Raw genomic sequence first — 24002 nt, 5'->3', positions numbered from 1 at the left:
GATAGTTACGTCCGGATGTGGGTTCTGCCAAGCATTGCGTCTCACCAGCGCTTTAATAGAAAGAAGGTACACTTCATTACTCCGAGTCCAGCGCCCTCTTCAGAGTGATTCTGTACACTACGTTATCCTGAAATGGATAAGCTCAGTTTACGTCTGTATTATTCGAAGTAGGCACCCGCATAGGATTCACTGCCCAGCGGAGATGGTACAAAACCTTTCAGGTTCGATTTACCCGCCAGAATTGGCGTGGTGTGCACGAGTGGAATCCACGGTGCATCTTCCTTGATAATCACCTGTGCTTGTTTGTACAGCTCGGCACGTTTCTCCTGATCCGTTTCTTTCTGCGCATCCGTCAGCAACACATGCAACTCTTCGTTGACGTAGAAGCTGCGGTTATTACCTGGGATGGCGTCTTTGTCGAGCAAAGTGTACAGGAAGTTATCCGGGTCCCCGTTGTCCCCCGTCCAGCCGAGCATGTAGATATCGTCTTTCTCCCCGGCTTTGGCATCATCCAGATACGTCGCCCATTCTGGGGATTCGATGTTGGTGGTCACACCAATTTTCTCAAAATCAGCCTGGATCGCTTCCGCAACCTTCTTGCCATCAGGCATATACGGGCGGGATACCGGCATGGCATAGAAGGTTACCGGTTCAGGCAATCCGTCTGGGAAGCCAGCTTCGGCCAGTAAAGCTTTTGCTTTTTCCAGATCATATGGGTAATCCTCAATGGTATCGTTGTATCCCCACAGCGTTGGCGGCATCGGGTTGACAGCAGGCTCAGCTTGTCCAGCAAAGAACGCATCAATAAGGGCCTGCTTGTTCACCGCATGATTGAGAGCTTGTCTGACTTTGACATTATCAAATGGTTTCTTCTTGAAGTTGAAGCCGATATATGCCACGTTGAACGGTGGACGCTCGATCTTCTGCAACTCGCTGTTGCCTTCAAGGATGGACAGATCGTCCGGGTTCAGGTCTTCCATAACATCAATCTCGCCGTTTTGCAGGGCATTGAAGCGAGCCGTATTATCCGGAATCGAACGCACGATAACTTTGTTCAGCTTCGGCAGTCCTTCTTTCCAGTAATCCGCATTTTTCTCCAGGGTAATGGAGTCGTTACGTTTCCACTCTTTGAATACAAATGGGCCCGTGCCCACAGGTTCGCTCTTGAAGTTTTCTTTTTTCTCCTGAACCGCGGTTGGACTGGCAATGCCAAATGGCGTCATCGCAATATTTTGCAGGAAAGGTGCTTGTGGCTGGTTCAATGTGAACTCCACTGTAGTCTCGTCCGTCGCCTTCACTTCCTTGATCACACGTCCGTCCTCTGGACCAAACATGGAATCATAATAGTCGAAGGAATCTCCCTCGAATTTATATTCACTGGCCGGATCACTCCAGCGGTTGAAGTTGAATACAACAGCCTCCGCATTGAAGTCCGTACCATCATGGAATTTCACACCGGACTTCAGCTTAAACACATACTTGAGCCCATCTGCCGAAATCTCCCAACTCTCTGCCAGTCCAGGAACGACCTCTGTTTCGCCTTCCTTGTAATCCAGCAATGAATCAAATACCTGATGTCCAATCTTGAGTGACTCCCCATCGGTCACAATCGCTGGGTCGAGTGCTACGGAATCCCCGCCGCGGCCCATGATCATCGTATCTTGCGCTTCCGTCACTTCGGCTGGCGGCTCGCTGCCTTCCGCCGGAGCAGGCGAATTCCCAGTCCCCTCATTGCCTGAACAGCCTGACAACACCAAGACGGTGCTCAAAGCCAGAGTCAAAAAACCGGACATCCATTTCTTTTTCATTCGCATACGTACAACACCCTTCCCTGTCTCATAATGTGTGTGATGCTGGCATGAAAAAACTTCAATGATAGCCATTGGTTCGGTGCTTGCTTGTATCAATGAAAGGCTTTAGGTGCCTGTGATACCTGAATTAGAATTCCGGGAAAAGTACGGTAAATATATAAAATGTAAAAACAGCTGGGAGACAGGTGAACAATGGATATAAGTAAAAGTCAGATCATCATGCACATGGATTACGGATATGGACGATTACTTTTATAGAAAAAGAAGACGTGCAACGAACGAAGTATCTTGTGAGATGAAACTATGCAAGTGAATGAGATTGTTGCGATTTATTTGAACAAAGGTCAATAAGCAACAGCAGATGGTAACGGGCCAGTAAGAGCAAGTTCAAGTCAGTGGATTTAAAATGTAAATAGGCATATGGATACTACGCTGCTGGGTACCGATAACGTCTGTTCCTTGAGCGTGTAGACTTGGAGCATGAAGTGTGGGAACCCAATTAAGCATCGTTCGTTTGCAATACGGGATGAAAGAAACTCAACATAGGTCAGGTTGTTTAGATGTGTAAGTTGTTTATACGGTGGTTTTCTCTTGCAGATTGGATGTGTAAAACGTATGAACGAGTCATCTTGAGATGTTGGATTGTACAACAGGGAGACATTACAATAACTTCATATGTTATGGTTTTGTCATGATGAGGAGGATTGGTAAATAAACCGTAGTGAAAAACAATTTCGTGTAACTTACTTTACATCACATTAATCAATTAGACAAGAGATTTACAGACATAAGTCTTCAACTTTATTATATGCGTTAATATTACTTACACAAAACACAAAAAAGGAACACAGATCGACAAAAAGCGTCTTGTGTCCCTTCTCCATTCCATCCCTATTCAGATAAGATCAACAATTTAATTTGCTAAGAATCAGCTCACTTTTTAAACAAACCTCTGCGATGCATCACGGTAATAAAACGGTAAAAATCATAACTCGCCCCATTATCAATGCTGAACAATGGATTTTTGGTGTCATATGCCAGTGCTGCATCCACAGCAGCTTTCGCCCATACTGGAACTTCCATTTGCTGACGCGCCTGCAGTTTATCGACCTGGGATTTGAGCGCATCAAACGCTGCTTTCTCTTCGGCTGTCATTGGTTCGCCCCCTTTCGGTGGTTCAGTTGGTGGATTCGGATTGGTCGGTTCCGGTGGTTTCGGAGTGGCTGCTGCGTATCTTGCTCTGAGCTGTGCCGCGGTCCCCTCGAATTCATTCATATCCACGTTACCGCTGATGCCATTCACCTTGCCCGAATCCGTATACTGCCAGAACGTCCAACGCTTCCATGCCGGCTGGTCGTCCGGTACGCGGGTGCTGCTGTAACGCGCGATCCACAGATCGTATGAACTGAGTGATGTATCAAAATTCCCGGCAAATGAATTGCCTGTGTATATGATCGGTTTTACACCTGTGAGGCGTTGTAGTTCGGTTAAAAATGCTTTGGCAACCGTATTCATCTGCGCTTTGTTCAGGTTGCCTGGGTTGTTCTCGTAGTCCATGACAGGTGGCAGCTGTAACGCCTTGGCGCCTCCAACTTTTTTAAGTGTATTGGCATAATGTGCCGCTTCTGCCTTGGCACCGTCGGTAGAGGTCGCGCGGAAGAAATGGTACGTTCCCACCAGCATACCTGCCGCCAGTGCACCTGTTACATTTTTCTGGTAATTTGGATCGGTATACGTCTGTCCCTCGGTTGCCTTGATGAATACAAATGTCATGCCACTTGCCTTCACCTTGGCCCAGTCAATATTGCCCTGGTATCGGGAGACGTCAATGCCCTGTGTGTTGCCCAAACTTCTCGTTTGCATGTTTCTCACACCCTTTATGCGGCAAATTGCCGTTTGTATATAGTTAATGCGGTTGGATCAGGGGTTGCTTGTGTGCGTGTCCCTGATGTGTTGGATATTACCAATTCATTCAATAGTAAATCCATATTGTATCTGTTAGACTACTCCTATTAGATAAAGAATCATTAATACAGATTGTAAAAACACTTCATTGGAGGTAAAAATTCTTTGAAAAAGCTATTAACTGCCGTACTCAGTCTAACCGTTCTACTATCTGCAACTTCAGCTGTTGTCATTCAGCCAAGCGCCCAGGCTGCTACCAAAAAGAAAGAAAGTACATACCAAGAGAAAATGGCTTACTACAAAAAACAAATCAAAAAAATCAAAGGGCAAATTGAAACGTTGCAGGCCAAAAGAGATTATCTTGAAACTTCTTCAGCAGCATACAGAGCTAGTCTTATGAAGGAAAACTCTTACTTGGATCAGTTAATTTATTACTATAATCTTATTGATAAGCTCAAAAAATAGTAAGTACAGTATATGAGTATAGGAAAATGCTAAAGCACCCGGATTGGGTGCTTTTCTCATTCCAACTTTACTTTTATCCATTCTATCTTTATCTACATTACTAGAGAGATAATTGACTAAAATGCTAGTCACTTTTTTCAGTAGTTGGACTACTATGCTCTGTTTTCTTTTCTACTAACTTCATATCCCCGTCAATACTATTGAATCCCTGCTTGTTGTCTTCTGGTGGGGGACTAAAAGGTACATGATTAGAAATGGTGCCCTCTCCCGCCTTCCCCTTGAGTACTTCAATCGCCTGTCGGATTGCTGGCGGGATTGGAGCGCCCAACTTACCCCCATTTTCAATAATGGACAACAACTCATTGGCGATATAAAAAAAGGCGACCGCATCCCTGAACAAATGTCCGTCTCCCAGAACACCGTCCACCAGATGAGCCACCGATACCATTGCAAATATAAATACCTTTCGTGCGATGCCGAACATGCCAACATTACTCTCTAACTTTCCACTCATACCCGCCGCTGCGATGCCCGTTAGGTAATCGAGGATGACGAAAACGAGTAGTACGCCGAGCACGCCTGACCAGCCACCGAAAAAGTAGGTTACTGAGCTGCTCATGAGCGCGATTCCCCATTTCCATAGGGTATCCCATTTTTCCATGGTTTCACCTCCTCTAATATTCACTTTTGTAAATTAAACATTAACTAAATTAAAATTTATCTATTCTGTTGCATACCAAGATATATCCGCGTACAGTGTAGTATTAGAATTATCACCAAAAAAACTAGTGGTTGGAGCATTAATAATTGTGAATCCTGTTGCTCCCGGGCTAATTGATGCTCTAAATTCGCTAGCGTTACTCCCTCTAGAATGACCCCAATTTTGACCATCAATATAAGAATATGTGAATTCCCATACATAACTTGTAAAATAGTAGAGTGTAATTTTTAAAATTATTTTGGTTGGTCTAAACCCTGTGGAGACATAAGGGGCACTCGTTAATCGGTATTCTCCACCAAAGGAACTTCCATTATTGTAAGTCATATTTTTTATTGTGCCACTTGATACTCGTTTTCCAGTAATAACTTGACTTACTTTTGTCGCCAATTGTGCGTGTGTATCGCTGCCTGATGCCGTTACTCCCTTGCCAGTAATGGCGGCAGCGATAGCCGATTTCCCATCACTGACAGAGGACTTTAAACTCTCAAATTCCTCTCTAGACGGAACCTTAACCCACGCTCCCCAAGTATCATAAAGATTTCGTTGCCAAGTAGTAAATCCTACGGGCAGAAATGTGATTAGAGTTTGTGTCACTCCTGGTATGTTCCCTGTATTCTGGGTTCCATTTTTGCTTACTTTCAGACTGAAGGCTATTCCTACAGGGCAATTTTTTAATGTTTCAGCAACACTACTAAGTTGACAATAGAACTCCCCTTCTGTTACGAAATTATTTAAATCATCATTTTGTTTGATACTTGTTGACTTACTGAGAGAATGTTCAACTAAGAAATTCTTTAATTCTTTTTCACTATCTTTACCGTCAATTACTGATAGCTTCTTAGAAATAGCTGATGAATCATTTATTAATTGATCTATTACTGTTTTCTCGCTCAATCCAACAGATCCAGTCAATGGTACTGAAAAGAAATCACCTAAACTCTGATATGTGACTGAGTATTTAGCCGATGAATCAAATTGCAAAGCTGGTAGACTAGCGAGTTCCCTGCCATAAATTTCTGACTCAGGACTAAATCGATTTACGTCCCAATAATCCTGAATATCGTCTTTATAGATGGACATTATTTTTTTAACTTTGCTCTTTAATTTAGAAGATTGATTGTAGTTATTAATGTTGTAGGATTTATATTCGTTTGAAGTAAACACTGGATTAACACTCTCTCTAATCTCCAGGCCTGACCCTACTTCTAGCTGATTCTGCCCATTTAAAAATGTTAGTTGTCCTTCCGCTTTAATAGGGTCGATAGTCGGTTTTGAAACTAGATACACGATCTGATAAGGAGTCCACCCCGGAATCTGTGTCGTTGGCAGAATCTTAGTCCCTTCTCCCGGTGTAGAAATACCATCTGTCAGCTTATGCCAATACTTTGTGCCAGCTCCGTTATACAATGAACTTTCTCCGTCATATAGTCTCCAACCTAAGAAGTATGCCTTAATATCATCAGTGCTTGGATTGTATGAATCTCCCCAACCACTTTCATCATTAGAAACGGTCATCCAGAGGTATCCCTTATATGAATCATTGCCAATATTAAAAACATCGGCACTTAAGAGAGGGGAACTTGATCGATCTAATGTTAGGTTTTTCCCGTTATATTTGGTCAGATAAGCCTTAAAATTCGAAGTATCTACGTTTCTTGGCATGTAAATAGCAATTTGTTTATATCCAGTATATTTAGTAGCCCCAAGACTATTAGAATCTAAATTTTCAGGGATAAGTTGAACTTTTCCCCACTTTTTTACTTTATAATAATGTCCTTCTCTAAAGAAAACTTCATCAGCGTTCTCACCAGTCACTGGATCAGAATACAACTCCGTCTGAAGTGCGAGCATTGAATCTTCACGTACTTTAAACGATCTAGCCCCTTCACCTAAAGTCATTACAGGTTGCTCAAAAGTTGCTTTGTTCCCAGCAGCCCATGTCCATTTGCTCACATCAAATTCATCAGTGTATTGTGTAACACCGCTGAGATGCATTCCGATATACACAGCATTGGGTGCTGTTCTTATTGTTTTAGTTTCTCCAGGATTGATGAATAACCCCTGTACCCTTTCAGAAGTAGCATAAACACTTAATCGAAGCTTACCTGTGCTTTTTAATGGATTGCTAATCGTGTATTCTTGATCAGCTAATATATTCAAATAAGTCACAGCGTACGCATCAGTTCCAATAGAATCGGCCAGCATTTTGCCACTAGCAGAATACGGAGCATCGATCATTAAACTATGACCCAAAGAATTCCATTCATAAAACGGTGGCAAAAGATTTTCTCCGTATCGAATTACAAATGGATTATGCACAGGTTGAACACTATCCACATAAGGATATTTCGCTGCAATTTTATTAGAGGGCATGTTAGAAAGAGCCTTCAATTCATCTGAAGTAATCTCATATAACCGCACTGCATCTACATGACCAAATTGTCCAGCTGCACTTCCCACAATTGAAATCTGTAAATTATTTGTCGTTGTCCCTAGTCTCGCAGCAGGAATCAGCAAGACTGCTGACGAGAACTGATCAGTTGTGACCACTGTCCCGGAAACGTTAGACGTGCCATTCCACAAAGAAAGAGAAATACTCGTCGAAGTGCCATTTCTCAAATCTGCAAGTGCAATATAGTTTTTACTCGTTGATAGGGTTTGCCCTAATAATTTGTATAAGCTGCCTCCGGTGTTGCCTTCCTTCATCGAAATTTTAATACTTTGATTACCTTGCGTTTTCTGTGACGAATCCAATGCAGACGCTATACCTGGCGTTGTAAACCAACCGCTCATACTTTCAAAACCACCATCACGCCCCAACAAGTTCACAAGCGTGCGTCCCTTCAGCCCCTCCAACTTAAAGGTCGACGCGCGCTCCGCATGAATGATCTGCAACCCGGGCTCCAGCGTTACCGATCTTCTCTTCTCCACATCCAATCGTTTCTCAATGTCACTTACTTTGGTTGCTGTTTCTTCAGACTTATCCTCAGCCCGCACTGCAAATTCATCAATCTTCTCCCAGTTCTGATCCAGATACTTATCCAGATCAAAGTAGGTTGTTGATGGCGAGGAACGATCTATTTTATTCAACCCCAGATTGGGTGTCTTTGGTTCACTCATTAAGCTCCACCTCCTGCTAATTTATCCTGCCGGGTTTGTTCCATCTCAGTCAGGGTCATGCTCTCAACCTCGGTAATGGTCAGATACCGCAGACGGTACTCTACGGTCATATGAGCCGGTTTAATATCTTCAATTACTGCCTTCAGATCATCCAAATTAGGAGGTAATCCATATTTATCCACAAAGCTTACTGTAAAACTCCACACTTCCGGCTGAAACGTTACATCCACCTTGCCCCCGGCATACGCCTCAGCCACATTCGCAACTTGTCTCCCCGAAAACTTCCCGGCACCACGCAGCTTGGACTCCACCACGGCACGCCTTTGTTCCACAGGTTTGAGACGATCTGTTTCAATGCCAAGCTCCTGTTCCCAGAAGTCCAGCCCCCACGTCGCTGTACGGACAAAAAACTGCGCCAACGTCTCATCCAGCGCCTGATACAGCAGATCCATTTCGCTGCCTTTGGTCTGCATATCGGCCTGCATGACGCGTGAAGTCTCATAATACCTTGGCAAATACGAGAACAGTTCCCGCCCTTTCTCACTCGTCAGTCCAACATCTACAGTAGAAGGAGCACTCATGCTCTGTCCCCTCCCTTCCTTGCACCTCATCATGGAGCTTCTCGCTCGCCAGTTCTAATCCGGATCGGCGTACTTCTCCCAATCTTCCTCGCTCTCCGCACTCCAAATCTACTTCCTCTTCCACCATCTGCCCAACACTACTCATGCACATCCACCGTCCCCAGCACGGCCACCTGACTCGCCGTCATCTCGATATTCTGGTCGCTCACACCGTTCACGGTTAGCTCCGAATAGTCGATAATGGGCGGAATGTCCAGCAGAATCGCGGCAATCCGGGTGTAACGCACGAGTGGATCGGCAAAAGCCAACTGTTTCAGATACGCGGTCACCCCGCGTTCGATCAATGCGCGTACATCAGCCAACGTTGCATCACTTGCGAGCGTCAGCTTGACCTGAATGTTCATCGGCACTTCTTCGGCTGGCATCACGGACACCACTGGCCCCGCGGGCGCAACACCTTCACCTTGTCCATCCTGCGTTGGGTCAATATATTTCTGTACGGCCGCCACCAGATCGTTACCCGCAGCACGTTTGTCCGTATCCAGCAGATACAATCCCACCGTGCCCGGCCCCTGCCATAACGGAATCACACGCGTTGCACCAGTACCTGGCACTTCACTGGCCCATTGCACATATTGCGACTTGTTGCCGCTTGTCCCTTGGTTGCGAACTTTGGCATAAAAGCGTTCCAGCAGCGCGGTATCCGCCTCCACGTCCGCACCGCCTTTAATCACCTCATTGTTCGTGACAGAAGTCACGCCACTTACAGGTGTAGACAGCACCGTTACCGTGCCCGCAGGCACATTGCTTTCTTTTCCGGCAACAAGCGCTCGCACGCCTACCACCCCGGAGCCCTCTGCATCCAGTTCCACACGTCCCACCGTCTCATATTCGAGCGAAGCTTCGGCAGATACTTCATCCGCGAGCGTAGCCACGACCGTTCCCGCAGGCACCACTTTCCCCGGCGCACCTACGAACCGCACCGAACCCTGTGCCGCCACCGCAGCCCGCCGCGTAATGCCGTGCTCTCCCGCCCGCAGATCCAGCTCTTCCGAACGAAAATTCGGATCACTGCTCGCAGCCGTACTTGCAAACCCCCGCCGTAGTAATTCCTGCGCCCACAACGCCGCCTCGGAAAGCATAAATGCAACCGGAGCCTCCGCATCCCACAGGAACGAACCCTCCGACTTATCCAGACCCGCGGGCAGACGATCCAGCATGCGCTGCATAATCTGTTCCTCCGTCTGGTCCTCCAAATAACGCGGAATCTCAGCCATCCCGTCAGATCACCTCACTTTCCAGAATAAACATCTCTTCCTGCACACTCGCCACCCGGCACGAGAACATGCACTGCTCCCGATTCCAATCGAACGTAAACTGGTCTACCGAATCCGTCCGTGGATCAGCCAGCAGTGTCTCCGTAACCATACGGGTAATCTCACTTTCCATCACACCCCGACTGTCACCCTGCCCCACCAGATCCTCCAGCTCCGAACCATAGTTCCGGGAGTAAATCACATGTCTGTACCTTGGCGTTTTCACGGCCTTAATGCACCACTGTATCCAGGCTTCATGTCCACCAGCCGCAGCTACTTTGCCACTTGGGGTCAGCACAAAATCCCCTGCATCGTAATCGAATCGCCAGCTCCGCCCAAAGCGCACCTCTTCCGAAGCCGCCCCCGACAGATCCTCCTCATCTCCCCAGACCACACCCGTTTCCGGGAACAAACTAGGCATGCGCACTCACCACCTTACACAGCACCACAATGTCGTTGCCGCCATTCACCCGCATCGCCAGTACGCGATCTCCCGCTTTTAATCCCTTACCAAGAGACCACACCGCTTCTTCCACTTCCTCTTCCTGCAAAAGAAACCGTCCCGTGCCCGTCGTTCCGCCGTTTGCCACGTCAGATATACCCGAGATCGCGCCAGTAGCCTCGCGCTCCGGCAATCCAAGCGTGCCCGGCAACTCGGCCACGAGATAGTCCTGCACTTCGTGCTTGAAATCATCCAGCTTCACGCCGGAAGAGGTCATCGTACCCAATACCGCGCCCATGCCGCTCACGGCCTGACGGGAATGAGTACTCATCGCACCCCGCATGACGTCGGCAAAATGCCCATACGGATCATCTTTATTCAAGGTAAACCCTCCTTTTCACCAGCTCAGCTGTACCGAGTTCCAATGTCATGGTTCCAGGTCCGGCAGACAGATCACGGCTGACTGACATGACGATTAGCTTGAGCCCTTTTAACAACACGGCGTCCCCGGCGCGAATCGTATTCACGTCCGGTGCGGAGATTGTAAAGGTCTCCTGAATACCCGTGAGCTTGCTTTTTGCCAGCTTCTTCGCAGCGGTTGTCGATTTCACCTGATCATCCTCGATCAGCTTTTGCAATGTGCCCAGTTCTTCCACACCATTCTGCTCAATCGCCAGCACTTTGGAAGGGACTTCTTTGCCACTGCCAGACTCCGACGCCGCCATCACTTTAACTTTGGTGACCGCTCCTTCGAGCGTACGCATCTGGGTCAGATCAATCAGTCGATCCAGCTCATACACCTTCGCATTACTTCCCACTTGGAAGAGCTGCAACCCGCCGGGTGTCATCCTCGGATGATACATCTCCCCGCCGGACTTCGCCGTTTCCTTCAGATCGGCAAACATCATGGAGAAAATCGTCTGTGACCGATACACGGCTTTGCCCAGCTTTGTCTTGGTATCCGGCAGTGTAGCGTATGGAATCTTCCACTCTTTGGCGTAGGTTTTAAGCCGCTGTGTAGCCGTCTGATCCTTCGGCAGCAGGAACTCGTCCTCCGATTTTTCCAGATAAATCATCCGGTCGTACACCGTGAGGGACAGACGCTTGGTACCGCTGTTCAAGCTTTCCACCTCCCAGATGACCGCAGGATGCAGCAAGTGAACCATGGATTTTTCGCCAAAAGGAACCCCGCTAATCCGCACCGCCATGCCCGGTGAAATCGAAGGCAGACCGGAAGATGCAGACACCGCCAGCCGGATGTTGGCCTGATACGCAATCTGGTCCAGCGAGTCCTTCAGCGTAATGGTCTCCACCAGCTTGGTGATGTCATATTTGTCGTCGACAATGACCTTGTAGGTCATGGCATCACCAGCTTTTGCCCAGGCTTGATCCGGTTCGGATCACTGCCGATGGTCTTCGCGTTGAGCTTGTAGATCTCGTTCCATTTTGAACTGCTACCGAGCTCCAGCTTTGCAATTTTGGACAGGGAGTCACCGGATTTGACGGTGTAGGTCTTGCTAGACTTTTTCAAATCCGTACGAGAACCTGACTTGCTCCCGGATGCGGCAGAACCCACCTTCTCCACTTTGGAATCCCGCCAGGTTCGCAGGGTCAGGTCGAAGTAAATATCTCCCGTTTCACCGCCGCGAAAGCTTGAGTTAAGTGAGACAATAAAAACAGGCACGTTCACGCCCGTCTCTGAAATGATGAAACGCAGCGGCTTTTTGGAGATCAGAAACGTGTTCAGGACATTCATCGCTACACGCGGATCAGGCAAATTTTCTTTGTACATGCAATAGGACGCATCATACTCTTTGGGAAAAAAAGAAGAGAAGGTGATCTCCTTCACCTTCTCCCCCTGCGCAAAATCAAACTCGCCATGCTCCAGCATATTAATCGTTTCATACCCTTTGGACCTGGAGATATTAACTTCTTCAGGGTTCACTGGGAATTGAAATGAAGTGTTGCCGTCCTTCAGCGTAAATGCCATCTCGTTAGGCCCTACTTCATCTTTAAGTACAGACATACACGGCCTCCTTTCTGCTTAGGCCATAATCGTTTTGCGGTTTTGCATCGCACGGCGGAACTCGTTAGAGATCCGTTGCCCCACCTGGTGAGAAACTGCGTCATAATCAATTGCGTTCTCGCGAACCGTCACCTGTACCGTTCCCGGTGCAATATTTATCGCAATCTGATTGGTAGTTTCGGTTTTGAAATCCTTCAAGTATCCGGACAGACTGCTCATCTGATCTTCAGATATCTGTACCGTCATCGTGGATGATTTTCCATTCGTCTGCGCACCGTTACCAAGCGCCATCGCTTGGTTCTGCATCATGCTTGTTCCCATGAATCCAGCAGAGGTAGGTTGACCGACCTTGCTGTTCATATATGCGGCTGGGCCTGTCATGGTCAGTGCCGGTGGCATATAAGCAGGTGCCATCTGCGGGCCTGTTGCAACTGGAGACGGCGCAGCCACCGTTGCTGCCGAGACCGTCTTTTCTTCTTTTTTGGAACCAAAGCCGAAGAAGCCGGATATGCCATCGGTGATTTTTTTGGTCTTCTCAGAGACATAGTCCGCTGCACCCGACAAAGCATCCCCTACACCCTCGGTAGCACTGGACATAAAGTTTCCAATATCCTTCGCTTTGTCTCCAATCCAGCCGCCTGCTGCACTTCCGGCCCAACCTCCCACTGCACCACCAACCCATGTCCCGATACCAGGTAAAAGTACACTACCGATGGCGCTACCAATCGCAGTACCTGCTGTGCCCCCAATCATGGAACCCACAGCTCGGCCGCGTTCTTCCGGTGGTGCTGTCGCTACGTTCGCCACATCAGCAAGCATGCTGATGGGTCCGAGCAACCTTTTGGCTCCTTTGGCAAAGCCACCGCCCAATTTACCAAGCATGCCATCACCTGAAAACAGATTCGACATTGCCGTTGGTGAACTGGACATCAAACCTGACACTATATTCGACTTTTTGCCGCCACCAATTCTTCGGTTTCTTTCTATTTTTTTAGATTCCTGAAAGGTACGTTCAGATGTGTCTGTCTCAATTCGTGATATACTCGGCTTTGGTGCAGGAGCTGGTGTAGCCGCTCTGGAAGCATACCTTCCTCTTCCTCGTCCACCAGATACTTTCCGTACAGGCGGTTTGCTTGGAGAGTCGCTTCCCGCTCTAGAACTGGTTCGTGTCTGGTTCTTACCTTTTGATTTCTTATCCTTTTTAAAGATTTTATCCCAAGCGCCCTTACCTTTTTCAAATAAATCAGTTACATTATTCGCTGCATCCATAATGTCATTAGCTATCTGAAGATATTCGAGCCACTTATTTTTGGACTCTTCTTTAGCTGTATTATTAATCGTCGTATTATTACTCCCGATCACAACGGACATGGAAGACCCACTTGCCGGATTCATCTTGCCCATCGCTACTTCAACCTTCTGCCGAACCTCAAGCGATACAGTGCCTGAAGCTGTAACCATCTGGTCCCTGAAACTGTTCAGTTTCGCCAATGCGCGATCCAGTGCTGGACTGAGCTTATCAATCAACCCAATCGTCGGTGTAATACGCAGCCTGCTGATTCGCACGGCCATACTATAAATATGCTCCAACCTGCGCCCGGTCGTTCTCAGCTCATTATTCACCTTGATCAGACTCTGATAGCGAACTCTGCCCAGACGTTCCGATGAGCGCTGAATCTGATCCAAGTAACGAAGGGTTGTCCGCATTTCCGCATTGGATTTAGATAGACCTACAATCATTTCTGCCATTTTTTCACCTCCTGCCTTATCTCTCTATCGATTCATTTGCGAAGTGATCGCTGACATTTCCTCTTCCGAGAACGCAATCAACAGCGAACGCTCCCCGCGTGGCAAAGACCAGAACTCTCCGGGCCGGAGATGATGACGCACCCACATGTGATACAGGAACGTGGTCATCCCGCCGGAGTGAATCAGTTTTTTAGGTCTTCAATCTCCACACCGAAGCCGGACAGCTCCAGCACTTTATCGCCTACGGCATCCAGTTCACCCGCGAGCAACATACGGCGAACCGCTTGTTCACCACCAGACAGCTTCATGCGGCCGGTAATGCGTGTATCTCCCCAGCCGGACAGTTCCAGACTGCGGACTTTCAATTTCACCGTTGCTTCGGAAATAAGCAGCGCGTTAAACGTTTCGGTATCCACCTTTTCCTCGGTGCGGCCTTTGGTCGTTTTTCGAATCGTACAGCGTTCGCGAATGTGATCCACTTTGGAAGACGTCAATCCACGCAAGGTCAACAGCAGATCCAGACGCTGAATCCGCACATTCTCCTCTGGCAAACGTTCTGCTGCCTCAAACAACTGATCCAAAATCTGTTCTTCGGACATATTTTCATTCATACTCATTGGTCGTTATCTCCTTCTTGTTCACATTTGGCAATCATAATGGTACACTAGCCACTCCGATGACAGAATAACCTTCCGATCGCTGTTATCTTCAGATTTTTTTGATTCCCCTCTTCAAGGGAAAATCCGGGGAAAGCCTATGCTTCCGATGCAGCTTTCTTTCAGAAAGCTTTTAGGCGAGCGCTTCGCTTCTTCACGTTATTTCTGTCCTCTCCGTTATCGTGTAGATACTAAATTTGCTTTAAATAGACAACAAAGAGACCGAGATCATCTCGGCCTCCATTAAAGTCCTTTTTAGTTCGCCACAATCGGATTCAGCAACTCAAATCCTTCAAACGTGAAGCCCGTTTCCTCCGGCACTTCCTCACCCGCGGTCCAGTTGGCAAGCTGGATTTTGTCCACCATGCAACCTTTCAGCAAAACACTCTCGTGTCCATACGATTCAGGGTCATTCAGCTTCGAGATAATCTCGAATTTGGTGAAGCCTCGCTGGATCATATCGGAAGTGACCTTGTATCCCGTGATCGTGCCGGTTCCTTTCTTCGCGCCGTTTTTGTGCACTTTCCAGTCGTTACCGACCAGATTCAACTCACGCTTTTCAATCTCCACACTCGCTTCCAACTTGTTAATGTTTGTCTGCCACACACCATCGATATGCAGCTGACCATGGGTACCGAGAATCACTCTTGACGCATCCAACATATATTTTCCTCCTTAGGTTCGTTGAACTAATAAATATCACACGGTATAACTCCGCGGGCAGAACAATCTTCCGATCGCTGTTATCCCCAGATTTTATTGATCCTCTTTTCAAAAGGGAAAATCCGGTGATAAAGGCGAGCACTTCGTTTCTTCAGATTTTTTCTGCCCTCTCCGTTATCGTGTAAAGCATCCGTTCAACCTGTAATAATCAATTTATAAAAACAGTTCTTTCCTTCACACAACCTTATTGCACGTAAAACGTACCAAACAACTGCTCCATCACATCCGTCAGCTTCACATTCCATTGCAGGAATACCTGATCCGCTTCAGGTTTGAGAACTGGAGCAGTGCCATAATACGCCGGATCAAGAATGACATCGTAACCGTCAGCTTCAATTACATTGCTCTGTGCAAGCAGCGCCAAATAGGCCTTCATGGCACTGATCAGTGCCTGACGACCCTCTTCGGTATTGTTTACTTTACCGATATACGTATCTTCCGCGGAGCGTTGCAGATCCGTGTTGATTGCATCCAACACACGAATGGATCGGATTTTTTTCCAGGCATTATTCTGTCCAGCGGCCGGGGTTACCAATGTGTTTACACCGCGAAGGGCTTTCACCTGACGTCCATCATGGAAGAAAATAAATACGCCATTCTGTACCGCCTGCTCCTGTTCTGCACGCGTCCAGCGACGTGTCACATCATCGAACGGAGTAGTTGCATAGGTTGTGGATTGGTTCAGACGTTGTCCGGCAATCAGTCCCGCAACATAGGCGGATGTTTCCGCCGAGCTGTAGAATGCATCCCCAAGGCGCACGCCTGTACCGACATTAATCACACCTTCATGGTTCAGCGCAAGCGAACGTGCTGCCGCTTTTTGTGCTGCTGTAGCAGAGGTATCGTCTGCTGCGGAACCGCCAAATACAGCTACCACCGGTTTACCTTCACTACGCACACGTTTCACCCATGCCGCAAAGCTAGCAAGCAGAGGCGCATCAGCCGCCTGATCCAAAGCCAAGACGTCGAATTGCTCCCCTTCCAGCGCCCCCTGTACAGCAATGTATTCTGCATTGGTTAGGTCATCGTTGCCACTTACGCCACCTTTGAATGCCGCACCCGCAACGGTAGTAACCACGCCTGTACCATCACCAATCGCCTGCGCCGTTACCCAGACATTTTGTTCATCCGCGTTAATCTCTTTGGCCAGAGAAGCTGCTGTAATATCCACTGTCAGAAGTGCATACAACATCCGGTTGCCTTCGAAGAGACGCACTTCATGTTTCGTATTATCAATTACACCTGGCTGGATAGTGACGTAGAACGCGTTCGCACGATCCCCCGGATACTTCGCATCCAGTTGCAGCACATTGGCATCACCGCTGTCCTTCAAAGTAAGCGTAGCTGCTTTGGCCGCAGCACTTGCTACCCGATAAGCGAGCAACTTCTTCGGCCCACCCAACAGGGCGAGCTTCAAGGAAGTATAAGCCGTACCGTTGTCTAGCACATTCGCCGCATAGATACGTTCAATCGCCGCTTCACTCCCTACTTCAACAAAAGTCCCCACCGGACCCCAGTTGGCCTTGATCGGTACAACGACCTTTCCGCGCGTACCTGCTTGAATGGCCGAGGATGCTGCCGCCTGAAAATTCATATATAAGCCCGGAAGGACCGGACGATTCGTTTGTTCCCAAGTTCCACCTGCCATTATGCCTTCACCTTCGCTTTCATAAATTGGTTAATGCGTTCCTGCGTTTCTTTAATGGAAAACGTCTGCTGCGCCGCTTCGTACAGCGCACCGTACAGCACCTCTGCCTTAACGGCAAAGAGGGCTTCTGCATGATTCATCAGTTCGGCCCGTGTATACCGCGGGGCTGTCTGTTTGCTTTTTTTCACTGAGCTTGCCATAGCCATCTCACCTCATTTGTTGGACTGCTAATTTCGTGAACATGAACATCAATCTTTAAGCTTGACCTATGAATTTTCGATCCGATGAATCTATGAATTTGAAGCTACGATGTTGAAACTATATCAATCTAATCAAAGCTATAATCTGGAAACACTTTAATAGTGAATGTTCCTCTCGACTAACGTTTACTCCATACCTTTGCTATGGTAAATCTCACGGATCAAAGGTACATTCGTACCCGGACGACGAATCCGCTGTTGCAACGTCAGGCGAATCTGTCCGTTCAGATACGCATCCGTCTGCAGATCTGCCGTGACCTCATCCACTGTGATATATCGCGTGTTACCTTCTTGCTCTTCGCCACCCGTTTCAGTGACGGCAAGACGAGATTGCACTGCAAGTTGCGCCACCAACCGAGTAACGGTCTGGCGTGTTAGCACCGAATGATCGGTGAGCACATGCCCAATCCACTGTTGTCGAACCTCCAATGCTGAAGTGCCCGCCACAGACGTGCTGCATCCGGCCAATCGCCATAACACGGACGGCGTATCGTATCCACCGGGCCAGAAATCACCATATACCCACCAGTCCGAGCCAAGCTCGTGCTGTGTCCATCCTTGAAGCGTAGCTAACCATGCGTCCTCTGTTTCAACGAGAGCATTTCCCGAGTCTTCGGGAACATACACTCCGAATCGCAGACTACGCGTAAGCATGCCAGATCCTGCATCCACCCGGTCACAATCTGAAGAACCCAGATAGATGCAAGTGAATGCCCCACCTGCTTCATCCACCAGCCTTACCTGGTGCAACCCTTCGATTAGATGGGCTGACCAAGCTTCCACCTGTTCAGCGCCGCCATCTTCCAGACGAGCGTATGGTGAGATTTTGATGATCCTTCGATATCCCGCCCAAGCAGACTTCGGCACCTCTTCAGCAAACGCAACTACGGCACAAGGTCCAGCCAACACTTCGCCTGACGCAGGTACATCCAGCACACGATCATCCCAATCTGGAACAAGGACCGCGAGCTTCTGTTTTAGCGTTTTTTTAATGAGCGTACTCATTTTATCGGTGCTCATGACCGTGCTAATCTCATTGTTCATAGACACATTCATTTCGCCCCCTTTGGCTGCAAGTTTGAGATCTGCCCACACGATGCAGCGACAGTGCAGCAGCAGTAGACTCCCCCTTTGAATTCAGAGTCTGTATGCTATCGAACCATTACAGGGACTACATTCACCGCATCAAAAAGACCGGCCACCTGGCCGGTCTGTACATTAGCGTATGTGCTTTCGGTGTGTCCCTTGTTATTGATCCGATAATACAATTTTACTCCCTTTCATCCCTAGCGCGGATGGTGTTCCGTACGACTTCGGTGCGATTAAGGGAGTCGTTCGGGTGGAAAAAAGACGATTCTGGAATCATCCGTTTAACTAATACCTAAGTAAGCTTTAAGATCAAATAATTGATAAATTTATCCAAATACATTAATATTTCATTATCAAATTCGTTGTCACTTACTTAAAACAGAGAGGAATGCCCATGAGTAAAACATTCAAGATCACTTCACTTATCGTCTTATCATTTATACTCGGGATATCCTGCTGGGCTTATTTCGGACTGCTTGGTAATCCGCTCAAGAAAAATGATGCTCAACAACAGGTAACCACTTACCTGATTGAACAGAAAGGTTACTCCCCCGAACAGCTTATCGAAGTAAAAGGGACTTACTCTTCGAAAAGCTCTGAAGCACCTTACGGTGCCTCAGTAACATTCGCGGATGAACTCAAAGCGAAGTATCAATATATTATTTTTAACAACGGCGAGATTAAGCAGTACAGTCATACCAGTGATTACCCTAAACATGAGGAGCCCATGATGAGATAACAGTTTAGTTCAGCTTAACCTGCGGGTTCAATGTAATCTCAAACGCACGGCCCCAGATGAAATCGGGATTCCCATATTCCAGTAGCGCACTGCTATACGTCGCATAGGACAATTCGTCATCACAGATCTGTTTAATCGCCACATTGTCTGTCTGGAAGGCTGTCTTATTTGCAAGCGCCGTGGTATACGTCTGCATCAGATCACGGAGCAGTGTTTGCAGATGGGCATAGTCTTCCCCCGAATTGAACAGCAGCATATTTTGATCCGACAGGGTAGCTACGTTGGTATACAGCGCATGGGCTCGGGAGTACGTGCGAATCTCTGCAATCGCTACCGCTTTGTAGTAATAATCCTTCAGGAAACGTTTAAACAACAACGAGCCATGGGCATTCATCGCATCACGTAACTTATGTTCATGCTTCTCCGTTGTGATCAACGCGTATCTGGACTGCCCCATACCTACAGCAATACCGATCTTGTTGCCCGGCGTATTCCATGCACTGTATCCCAGCACCCGTCCGGTATATGGACTGCTTAGCAACGCTTCAGCAACATCGACATTAGCTGGTCCTTTACCTACAAAATCAATCAATACCGAAGGCAGACCTTGCTCCCCATTCAGCGTCAACTGCTCCACCGCAGCCTGCACCTGATCCAGAGCGGTAATCGCAATAATCTCGATGTCGATGCCTGCATTCCCTCCGGAATTCCCCGGGTGACCCTTCGTCATACGGTCCAGTTCCGAGGCCATGTCAAATGGAACAACCTGCTCGGCTGATACAGCCACCAGCTGTTCATTTTCCACACTAGCCATCGGATTTGGCACAACCTCCGGTTCAGGATATGCCGAATCCGCCACAAGCACACCGCCGACAATATCCACGTGACGAACGACATTCTCGTGTACATCCATGTATTCATATGTGTTAATGATCGTATTGCCGTGTGGTCCAAAATATTTCACGGCGTAACGTGTCTTCGCTCCGCCTCGGAACAACTGGTTAGCCATACGAGCAACCAATGCGTGCCCCAGACCATCCGCATCCGGCAAGATGATGGCACGATCCGGATTTTGTCCATGGGTTCCACCGAGCCATTCATTGATTCGTGCTTCCACATAGTTGATTTCATTGATCTGAACCCCTTGCGTGTTGGCATCGTCGACGCCAACGGCGAGGAAATCGATATAGCCTGTGCGAGCCAGCTGATCCAGAATGTACAGATTCGTTTTGAATTTATGCTGTCTTGTATTGTAATACTGTTCTTTATCAAAATACGTCGTTGTCCCATATTCCACCCCATCCGGGGACAGGTTATAACCTTGGATAATATCCTCAAACTCGGTATATGTCTGACGTGGCTGCTGCATCAACGCACGGGACTCATTATATGCGTCGAGTGCCAAGCCATCTGCAAACGAGGTTGTAGCCAGACGCATGATGGTATCCATTACGAATACAGGTTTACGTGGATATTTCTGCTTGATCACGCGGATTACATCCAGCAAACGTGTGGTTTCCCCATCGTATTCAGGGTAGGTGCCTCCCCCATCTTCGCGGAGCTGACGACTGCCAATCAGACCGCCATAGGCGAGCATATCGGATGAGATAATGAATCCGTCGACCTTGGCAGCATGTTTCAGAATAAAGTCATGAATTCTAGACGGTTTGCCATAAACAGGCGTGGAGGTACCGAGCAGCGTTTTGCCATCTACGGTTTTCTCCGAGTCCAGACGATTCTTAAGATCACTCAGGTTCGGTGTAACGATATGGATACCGGCTGCTTTCCCTTGCACAATCACATCATCCAGATTCGCTGGACGATCATCCAGTGGAACATACAATACTGTTTTCATATCACGTAGCCTCCTGTTATCTGTTTAGTCTTATTACCCGATCAGGGCAAAGGGACAATCACCGAATTAAAAAACCGGCCCCATGGCCGGTTTGTACTTTAGCGTATGAGCTGTCGGTGTGTCTTCCTTGCTGCTGATCCGATAATACCATTTTACTGCCTTTGCCCACTTATGCTGATGGTAATCGGGATGAATTACGCCTGAATGTAGGCGTCTCTATGGCGGCTAATTGTCGATGATTTTCTAAGGAACACAGGACGTCTTATTTGGCATTCAAGTCCTCTTTTAAAAATGTAAGGAACATCAGACACGCTATTTTCTAAAAAAACCTGACATTGACGCTGAAAATGGCTATTTATTCGTATATAATGTGTCTCAGATTCTTTAGATTTGTATAGATGCTTCAAAACGGTGAATAAGACGTCCCAGGTTCGTTAGCTCTCACTCCTCACGCTCCGCTCCAACTGCAAAACTGAGGGAAGAACTCGCATCCTGTCTGGAGCAGAGCACTGTATGAGAAGGTTTGGCAAGTGCTCTTCAATTCAGTTACTTATGGTTAGTTCGGTAACGTTAGTTCCATATCCTTAGTTCCATCACGCGATGATATAACGAAAGTTCTCCCATGTTTCCGGTACGGGATCTCCGTTCTTGGCATGATGATAGAAACTGAACGGGAATTTGAATACATGACCTCCATTCCAGTCACGGGAACGTCTGTCGGTGAGCCAATATTCCAGCTCATGAGGGAGCGCCACCGATCGTTCCGCCCGTTCCAGTGGCAGCTGGTCTACCGGGGATTGCAACGTCGGCATCGCCTGTTCAATATCCACATCCCGGCTTAAGCGTAGTGCCTTCACCATGGTAAGGAAAGGCGGGATGCCTTTGTGGAATAATGCCGGATAACCCAATTCATATAATATGTTAAGCGCATGTCCGTAAGTCAGCATATGACCAATCAGATCATGATGCGCTTCTGCGTGATAGATCGTCTGGAACGCACCAAGTTCATCCAGAATCAGGCGTGACAACTGAGCGGGATCTTCAATCTCGGGGAAAGCATCACTTAAATCCAGCTTCAAACTGCGAATTTCTTTCATCGTTGTATTCATCCAGGATCTTCCCGGGATGGTTTGATCGAATGAATCGATCAGTTCAACCAGCCGACCAATCTCCTCCGTAGTGCCCCATCCATCCAGTTCACGAATGGCTTTCAGACTGATTGCCCCATAGATTGCCTGGTGTCCCACCCAGTGCAGCTCTCCAATCGTTCGATCCAATGCGTCCGTAATACGCGCTTCGGCATCTTCCCTGGGCATCATTTCACCAATCGGAGAGGTCTGACCAGAGCTGATTCCATGCTGGCGAAGCATGGCTTTTGCTTCGGCCGTAACACTGCCGGCGGCAAGGGCAGTGAGACGATTTTCCCGTACCCAAAAATATGCCGCAATTGCACCCGCCCCATAATGGGCATGCCACAGATCTCCTGTACGTTCCCGACTGGAAACGATAATCGATAGTCCCTCTTCCAACAAACGTCGATCCAAGCTTGCCGCCACCCTTCATCATATGTTTTTTGATTCCCTTTCCTAAAGGGAAATCCGCTGATAAATATGAGATTATGCTTACGAAGTAGCTTTCTTTCAGGAAAGCTTTTAGCTTCGCGTTTTCAGTTTTTTTCTGTCCTCTCCGTATCGCGTAGCTTTAGTTCAACTTATATATCCCAGTTCATTGTTAAAGCGCTTACTTCTATAACATGATGGAAATGCTCCACATATGCCCGTTTTGCCCCGGAATGTAAAGTTTAGCCGATTCGAAGCTTGCCCACGTCACGAACGGTTATTTCCAGCGGATAGATTTGTGCTTTTTGCTTAGAGAAAAACCATGTTCGATTCTTCTTCACCACAATAAATAAACCATGTACATCTCCTACAGGAGCAAAAGTCTCACTTATCTCACCCCAGCGCGTAAATCCGATCTGCTGAAGCTCATTCACCTTAGACAGTACATCCTCCGTCACCAGTCCAATTTCACACACTTGTACGATGTCTCTAGCAGAAAAGTTATGATCACTCTCGTTCTGAATACGATGATGAGCAATTAACTCGATAATATTGCCGGCCGGATCTTCGAAATATAGAGAAAAAGAGTTCCAATTAGCAGAGTACGTCTCATCCCGCTCGCCTTCCTTGCTTAAGACAACACGGGATGCGGCCCACTGCTTCGCTTGCTTGAACCGATTCGTCGGAATCATCCAGGCAAAATGATAAAAAGGTTCTTGCTCCGTCTCACACAGTTTGAATATCATCCTGGTTGATCCAACCTGCAGGTTGAATCCCTGATCCGTCGCGTTGGATACCTCCATCCCTAACGTGCCACTATAAAAATGCTTGAGCTCCTCCAGCCGAGTTGTATATAACTGTAATTCTTCAATCATCATACGCTTCGCCCCTGCATCTTCTCCCACTCACTCCATGGCACCATGCCACGTTCAGGCTTCGCTTCATCCGGGAGCATGGCGATGAACTCAAGCGAATGACCATCCGGATCATTAAAATACACAGATACCGCAGGCATCCAGCCAAAGACATACAGATCACCGATATCATCATTCAGGAAGTTGTGTGTCTCAATCCCTTTGTTCTCCAAATGCGCAACCGCATCTTTCATATCTTCCAAGGATACATGGAAAGCAAAGTGCTGACGCTGCACCTCGGAAGGTTCTTTTTGCCACAATCCCAGCATGGCATTGCCTTTCCCGCCAATCCAATAGAAGGAATTACCGCGTTCTGCCTGCCCGTAAGCATGGGGTAACCCCAATACTGTTTCATAGAAATGATGGGATCTCTCCAGATCCGTCACGTTTAGATGTGTTTCAAATATGCCTGTAATCATGATG

22 protein-coding genes are annotated in these 24002 nt (G+C 47.6%); 2 read left to right on the top strand and 20 right to left on the bottom strand.

The window, feature by feature from the left end; translation table 11 throughout:
- Window positions 1-158: 158 nt before the first annotated feature.
- Window positions 159-1808 (bottom strand): ABC transporter substrate-binding protein, encoded by a 1650-nt coding sequence (locus ACTHPG_RS01720; protein WP_440390082.1) that lies wholly within the window; start codon window positions 1806-1808, stop codon window positions 159-161.
- A gap of 936 nt (window positions 1809-2744) precedes the next feature.
- Window positions 2745-3674, bottom strand: coding sequence for a glycoside hydrolase family 25 protein (locus ACTHPG_RS01715; RefSeq protein ID WP_440387355.1), 930 nt, complete (start codon window positions 3672-3674; stop codon window positions 2745-2747).
- Window positions 3675-3881: 207 nt separating this feature from the next.
- Between ACTHPG_RS01715 and ACTHPG_RS01710 the strand changes: the two genes are divergently transcribed.
- Window positions 3882-4181 (top strand): hypothetical protein, encoded by a 300-nt coding sequence (locus ACTHPG_RS01710; protein WP_339259386.1) that lies wholly within the window; start codon window positions 3882-3884, stop codon window positions 4179-4181.
- A gap of 124 nt (window positions 4182-4305) precedes the next feature.
- Here the strand turns inward: ACTHPG_RS01710 and ACTHPG_RS01705 are convergent, their stop codons facing one another.
- The 14 genes from ACTHPG_RS01705 to ACTHPG_RS01640 all read right to left on the bottom strand — a co-directional run bounded on the left by ACTHPG_RS01705 (window position 4306) and on the right by ACTHPG_RS01640 (window position 18473).
- The gene (locus tag ACTHPG_RS01705; RefSeq protein WP_440387354.1) at window positions 4306-4842 is read right to left on the bottom strand and encodes a phage holin family protein; all 537 of its coding nucleotides are present in this window, start codon (window positions 4840-4842) and stop codon (window positions 4306-4308) included.
- A gap of 60 nt (window positions 4843-4902) precedes the next feature.
- Window positions 4903-8022, bottom strand: coding sequence for a pyocin knob domain-containing protein (locus tag ACTHPG_RS01700; RefSeq protein WP_440387353.1), 3120 nt, complete (start codon window positions 8020-8022; stop codon window positions 4903-4905).
- On the bottom strand, window positions 8022-8603 hold the full coding sequence (locus ACTHPG_RS01695) for a YmfQ family protein (RefSeq protein ID WP_440387352.1): 582 nt from the start codon (window positions 8601-8603) through the stop codon (window positions 8022-8024). The genes ACTHPG_RS01700 and ACTHPG_RS01695 overlap by 1 nt, the downstream gene beginning before the upstream one ends.
- Before the next feature lie 137 nt (window positions 8604-8740).
- The gene (locus tag ACTHPG_RS01690) at window positions 8741-9880 is read right to left on the bottom strand and encodes a baseplate J/gp47 family protein (protein WP_440387351.1); all 1140 of its coding nucleotides are present in this window, start codon (window positions 9878-9880) and stop codon (window positions 8741-8743) included.
- Between the two features lie 4 nt (window positions 9881-9884).
- A complete protein-coding gene (locus ACTHPG_RS01685; protein WP_440387350.1) occupies window positions 9885-10340 on the bottom strand; it encodes a DUF2634 domain-containing protein in 456 nt (151 codons plus the stop codon).
- Window positions 10333-10743 (bottom strand): hypothetical protein, encoded by a 411-nt coding sequence (locus ACTHPG_RS01680; RefSeq protein WP_440387349.1) that lies wholly within the window; start codon window positions 10741-10743, stop codon window positions 10333-10335. The genes ACTHPG_RS01685 and ACTHPG_RS01680 overlap by 8 nt, the downstream gene beginning before the upstream one ends.
- The gene (locus ACTHPG_RS01675) at window positions 10736-11722 is read right to left on the bottom strand and encodes an XkdQ/YqbQ family protein (RefSeq protein WP_440387347.1); all 987 of its coding nucleotides are present in this window, start codon (window positions 11720-11722) and stop codon (window positions 10736-10738) included. Before ACTHPG_RS01675 ends, ACTHPG_RS01680 begins: the two co-directional genes overlap by 8 nt.
- Entirely contained in the window at window positions 11719-12351 is a 633-nt protein-coding gene (locus ACTHPG_RS01670; protein ID WP_440390080.1) for a LysM peptidoglycan-binding domain-containing protein, read from the bottom strand. Before ACTHPG_RS01670 ends, ACTHPG_RS01675 begins: the two co-directional genes overlap by 4 nt.
- A gap of 54 nt (window positions 12352-12405) precedes the next feature.
- Window positions 12406-14136: a hypothetical protein gene (locus ACTHPG_RS01665; protein WP_440387346.1), complete on the bottom strand. Its 1731-nt coding sequence runs from the start codon at window positions 14134-14136 to the stop codon at window positions 12406-12408.
- 182 nt (window positions 14137-14318) lie between these two features.
- Window positions 14319-14753: a phage tail assembly chaperone gene (locus ACTHPG_RS01660; RefSeq protein ID WP_017690174.1), complete on the bottom strand. Its 435-nt coding sequence runs from the start codon at window positions 14751-14753 to the stop codon at window positions 14319-14321.
- A 294-nt stretch (window positions 14754-15047) separates the two neighbouring features.
- Complete coding sequence (locus ACTHPG_RS01655; RefSeq protein ID WP_440387345.1) at window positions 15048-15455, bottom strand: phage tail tube protein; 408 nt, start codon at window positions 15453-15455, stop codon at window positions 15048-15050.
- 244 nt (window positions 15456-15699) lie between these two features.
- A complete protein-coding gene (locus ACTHPG_RS01650) occupies window positions 15700-17163 on the bottom strand; it encodes a phage tail sheath subtilisin-like domain-containing protein (RefSeq protein ID WP_440387344.1) in 1464 nt (487 codons plus the stop codon).
- Window positions 17163-17363: a hypothetical protein gene (locus ACTHPG_RS01645; protein ID WP_440387343.1), complete on the bottom strand. Its 201-nt coding sequence runs from the start codon at window positions 17361-17363 to the stop codon at window positions 17163-17165. Before ACTHPG_RS01645 ends, ACTHPG_RS01650 begins: the two co-directional genes overlap by 1 nt.
- A gap of 186 nt (window positions 17364-17549) precedes the next feature.
- Complete coding sequence (locus ACTHPG_RS01640) at window positions 17550-18473, bottom strand: hypothetical protein (RefSeq protein ID WP_440387342.1); 924 nt, start codon at window positions 18471-18473, stop codon at window positions 17550-17552.
- A gap of 433 nt (window positions 18474-18906) precedes the next feature.
- On the opposite strand from ACTHPG_RS01640, the gene ACTHPG_RS01635 reads away from it, so the two are divergent.
- Entirely contained in the window at window positions 18907-19251 is a 345-nt protein-coding gene (locus ACTHPG_RS01635; RefSeq protein WP_440387341.1) for a YfjL-like protein, read from the top strand.
- A 4-nt stretch (window positions 19252-19255) separates the two neighbouring features.
- Here the strand turns inward: ACTHPG_RS01635 and ACTHPG_RS01630 are convergent, their stop codons facing one another.
- The 4 genes from ACTHPG_RS01630 to ACTHPG_RS01615 form a co-directional block, all read right to left on the bottom strand.
- Window positions 19256-21106 carry a DUF4127 family protein gene (locus ACTHPG_RS01630; RefSeq protein ID WP_440387340.1) on the bottom strand — a complete coding sequence of 617 codons (1851 nt, stop codon included), beginning with the start codon at window positions 21104-21106 and terminating at the stop codon, window positions 19256-19258.
- A gap of 593 nt (window positions 21107-21699) precedes the next feature.
- Window positions 21700-22650: a hypothetical protein gene (locus ACTHPG_RS01625; RefSeq protein WP_440387339.1), complete on the bottom strand. Its 951-nt coding sequence runs from the start codon at window positions 22648-22650 to the stop codon at window positions 21700-21702.
- A 257-nt stretch (window positions 22651-22907) separates the two neighbouring features.
- On the bottom strand, window positions 22908-23543 hold the full coding sequence (locus tag ACTHPG_RS01620; protein ID WP_440387338.1) for a VOC family protein: 636 nt from the start codon (window positions 23541-23543) through the stop codon (window positions 22908-22910).
- Window positions 23540-23998, bottom strand: a complete 459-nt coding sequence (locus tag ACTHPG_RS01615) for a VOC family protein (protein WP_440387337.1) — start codon at window positions 23996-23998, stop codon at window positions 23540-23542. The genes ACTHPG_RS01620 and ACTHPG_RS01615 overlap by 4 nt, the downstream gene beginning before the upstream one ends.
- Window positions 23999-24002: the final 4 nt, after the last annotated feature.

Source organism: Paenibacillus sp. SAF-068 (genome assembly GCF_051967555.1).
Lineage (GTDB): Bacteria > Bacillota > Bacilli > Paenibacillales > Paenibacillaceae > Paenibacillus.
This window is presented reverse-complemented; position numbering and strand designations above follow the sequence as displayed.

Excerpts from the sequence above, each read along its gene's own strand:
- ACTHPG_RS01630 (WP_440387340.1), bottom strand. The coding sequence starts at position 21,106 with ATGAAAACAGTATTGTATGTTCCACTGGATGATCGTCCAGCGAATCTG.
- ACTHPG_RS01720 (WP_440390082.1), bottom strand. The coding sequence starts at position 1,808 with ATGAAAAAGAAATGGATGTCCGGTTTTTTGACTCTGGCTTTGAGCACC.
- ACTHPG_RS01635 (WP_440387341.1), top strand. The coding sequence starts at position 18,907 with ATGAGTAAAACATTCAAGATCACTTCACTTATCGTCTTATCATTTATA.
- ACTHPG_RS01690 (WP_440387351.1), bottom strand. The coding sequence starts at position 9,880 with ATGGCTGAGATTCCGCGTTATTTGGAGGACCAGACGGAGGAACAGATT.
- ACTHPG_RS01620 (WP_440387338.1), bottom strand. The coding sequence starts at position 23,543 with ATGATGATTGAAGAATTACAGTTATATACAACTCGGCTGGAGGAGCTC.
- ACTHPG_RS01650 (WP_440387344.1), bottom strand. The coding sequence starts at position 17,163 with ATGGCAGGTGGAACTTGGGAACAAACGAATCGTCCGGTCCTTCCGGGC.
- ACTHPG_RS01695 (WP_440387352.1), bottom strand. The coding sequence starts at position 8,603 with ATGAGTGCTCCTTCTACTGTAGATGTTGGACTGACGAGTGAGAAAGGG.
- ACTHPG_RS01655 (WP_440387345.1), bottom strand. The coding sequence starts at position 15,455 with ATGTTGGATGCGTCAAGAGTGATTCTCGGTACCCATGGTCAGCTGCAT.
- ACTHPG_RS01615 (WP_440387337.1), bottom strand. The coding sequence starts at position 23,998 with ATGATTACAGGCATATTTGAAACACATCTAAACGTGACGGATCTGGAG.
- ACTHPG_RS01700 (WP_440387353.1), bottom strand. The coding sequence starts at position 8,022 with ATGAGTGAACCAAAGACACCCAATCTGGGGTTGAATAAAATAGATCGT.
- ACTHPG_RS01660 (WP_017690174.1), bottom strand. The coding sequence starts at position 14,753 with ATGAGTATGAATGAAAATATGTCCGAAGAACAGATTTTGGATCAGTTG.
- ACTHPG_RS01665 (WP_440387346.1), bottom strand. The coding sequence starts at position 14,136 with ATGGCAGAAATGATTGTAGGTCTATCTAAATCCAATGCGGAAATGCGG.
- ACTHPG_RS01705 (WP_440387354.1), bottom strand. The coding sequence starts at position 4,842 with ATGGAAAAATGGGATACCCTATGGAAATGGGGAATCGCGCTCATGAGC.
- ACTHPG_RS01670 (WP_440390080.1), bottom strand. The coding sequence starts at position 12,351 with ATGGCATTTACGCTGAAGGACGGCAACACTTCATTTCAATTCCCAGTG.
- ACTHPG_RS01685 (WP_440387350.1), bottom strand. The coding sequence starts at position 10,340 with ATGCCTAGTTTGTTCCCGGAAACGGGTGTGGTCTGGGGAGATGAGGAG.
- ACTHPG_RS01645 (WP_440387343.1), bottom strand. The coding sequence starts at position 17,363 with ATGGCAAGCTCAGTGAAAAAAAGCAAACAGACAGCCCCGCGGTATACA.
- ACTHPG_RS01675 (WP_440387347.1), bottom strand. The coding sequence starts at position 11,722 with ATGACCTACAAGGTCATTGTCGACGACAAATATGACATCACCAAGCTG.
- ACTHPG_RS01715 (WP_440387355.1), bottom strand. The coding sequence starts at position 3,674 with ATGCAAACGAGAAGTTTGGGCAACACACAGGGCATTGACGTCTCCCGA.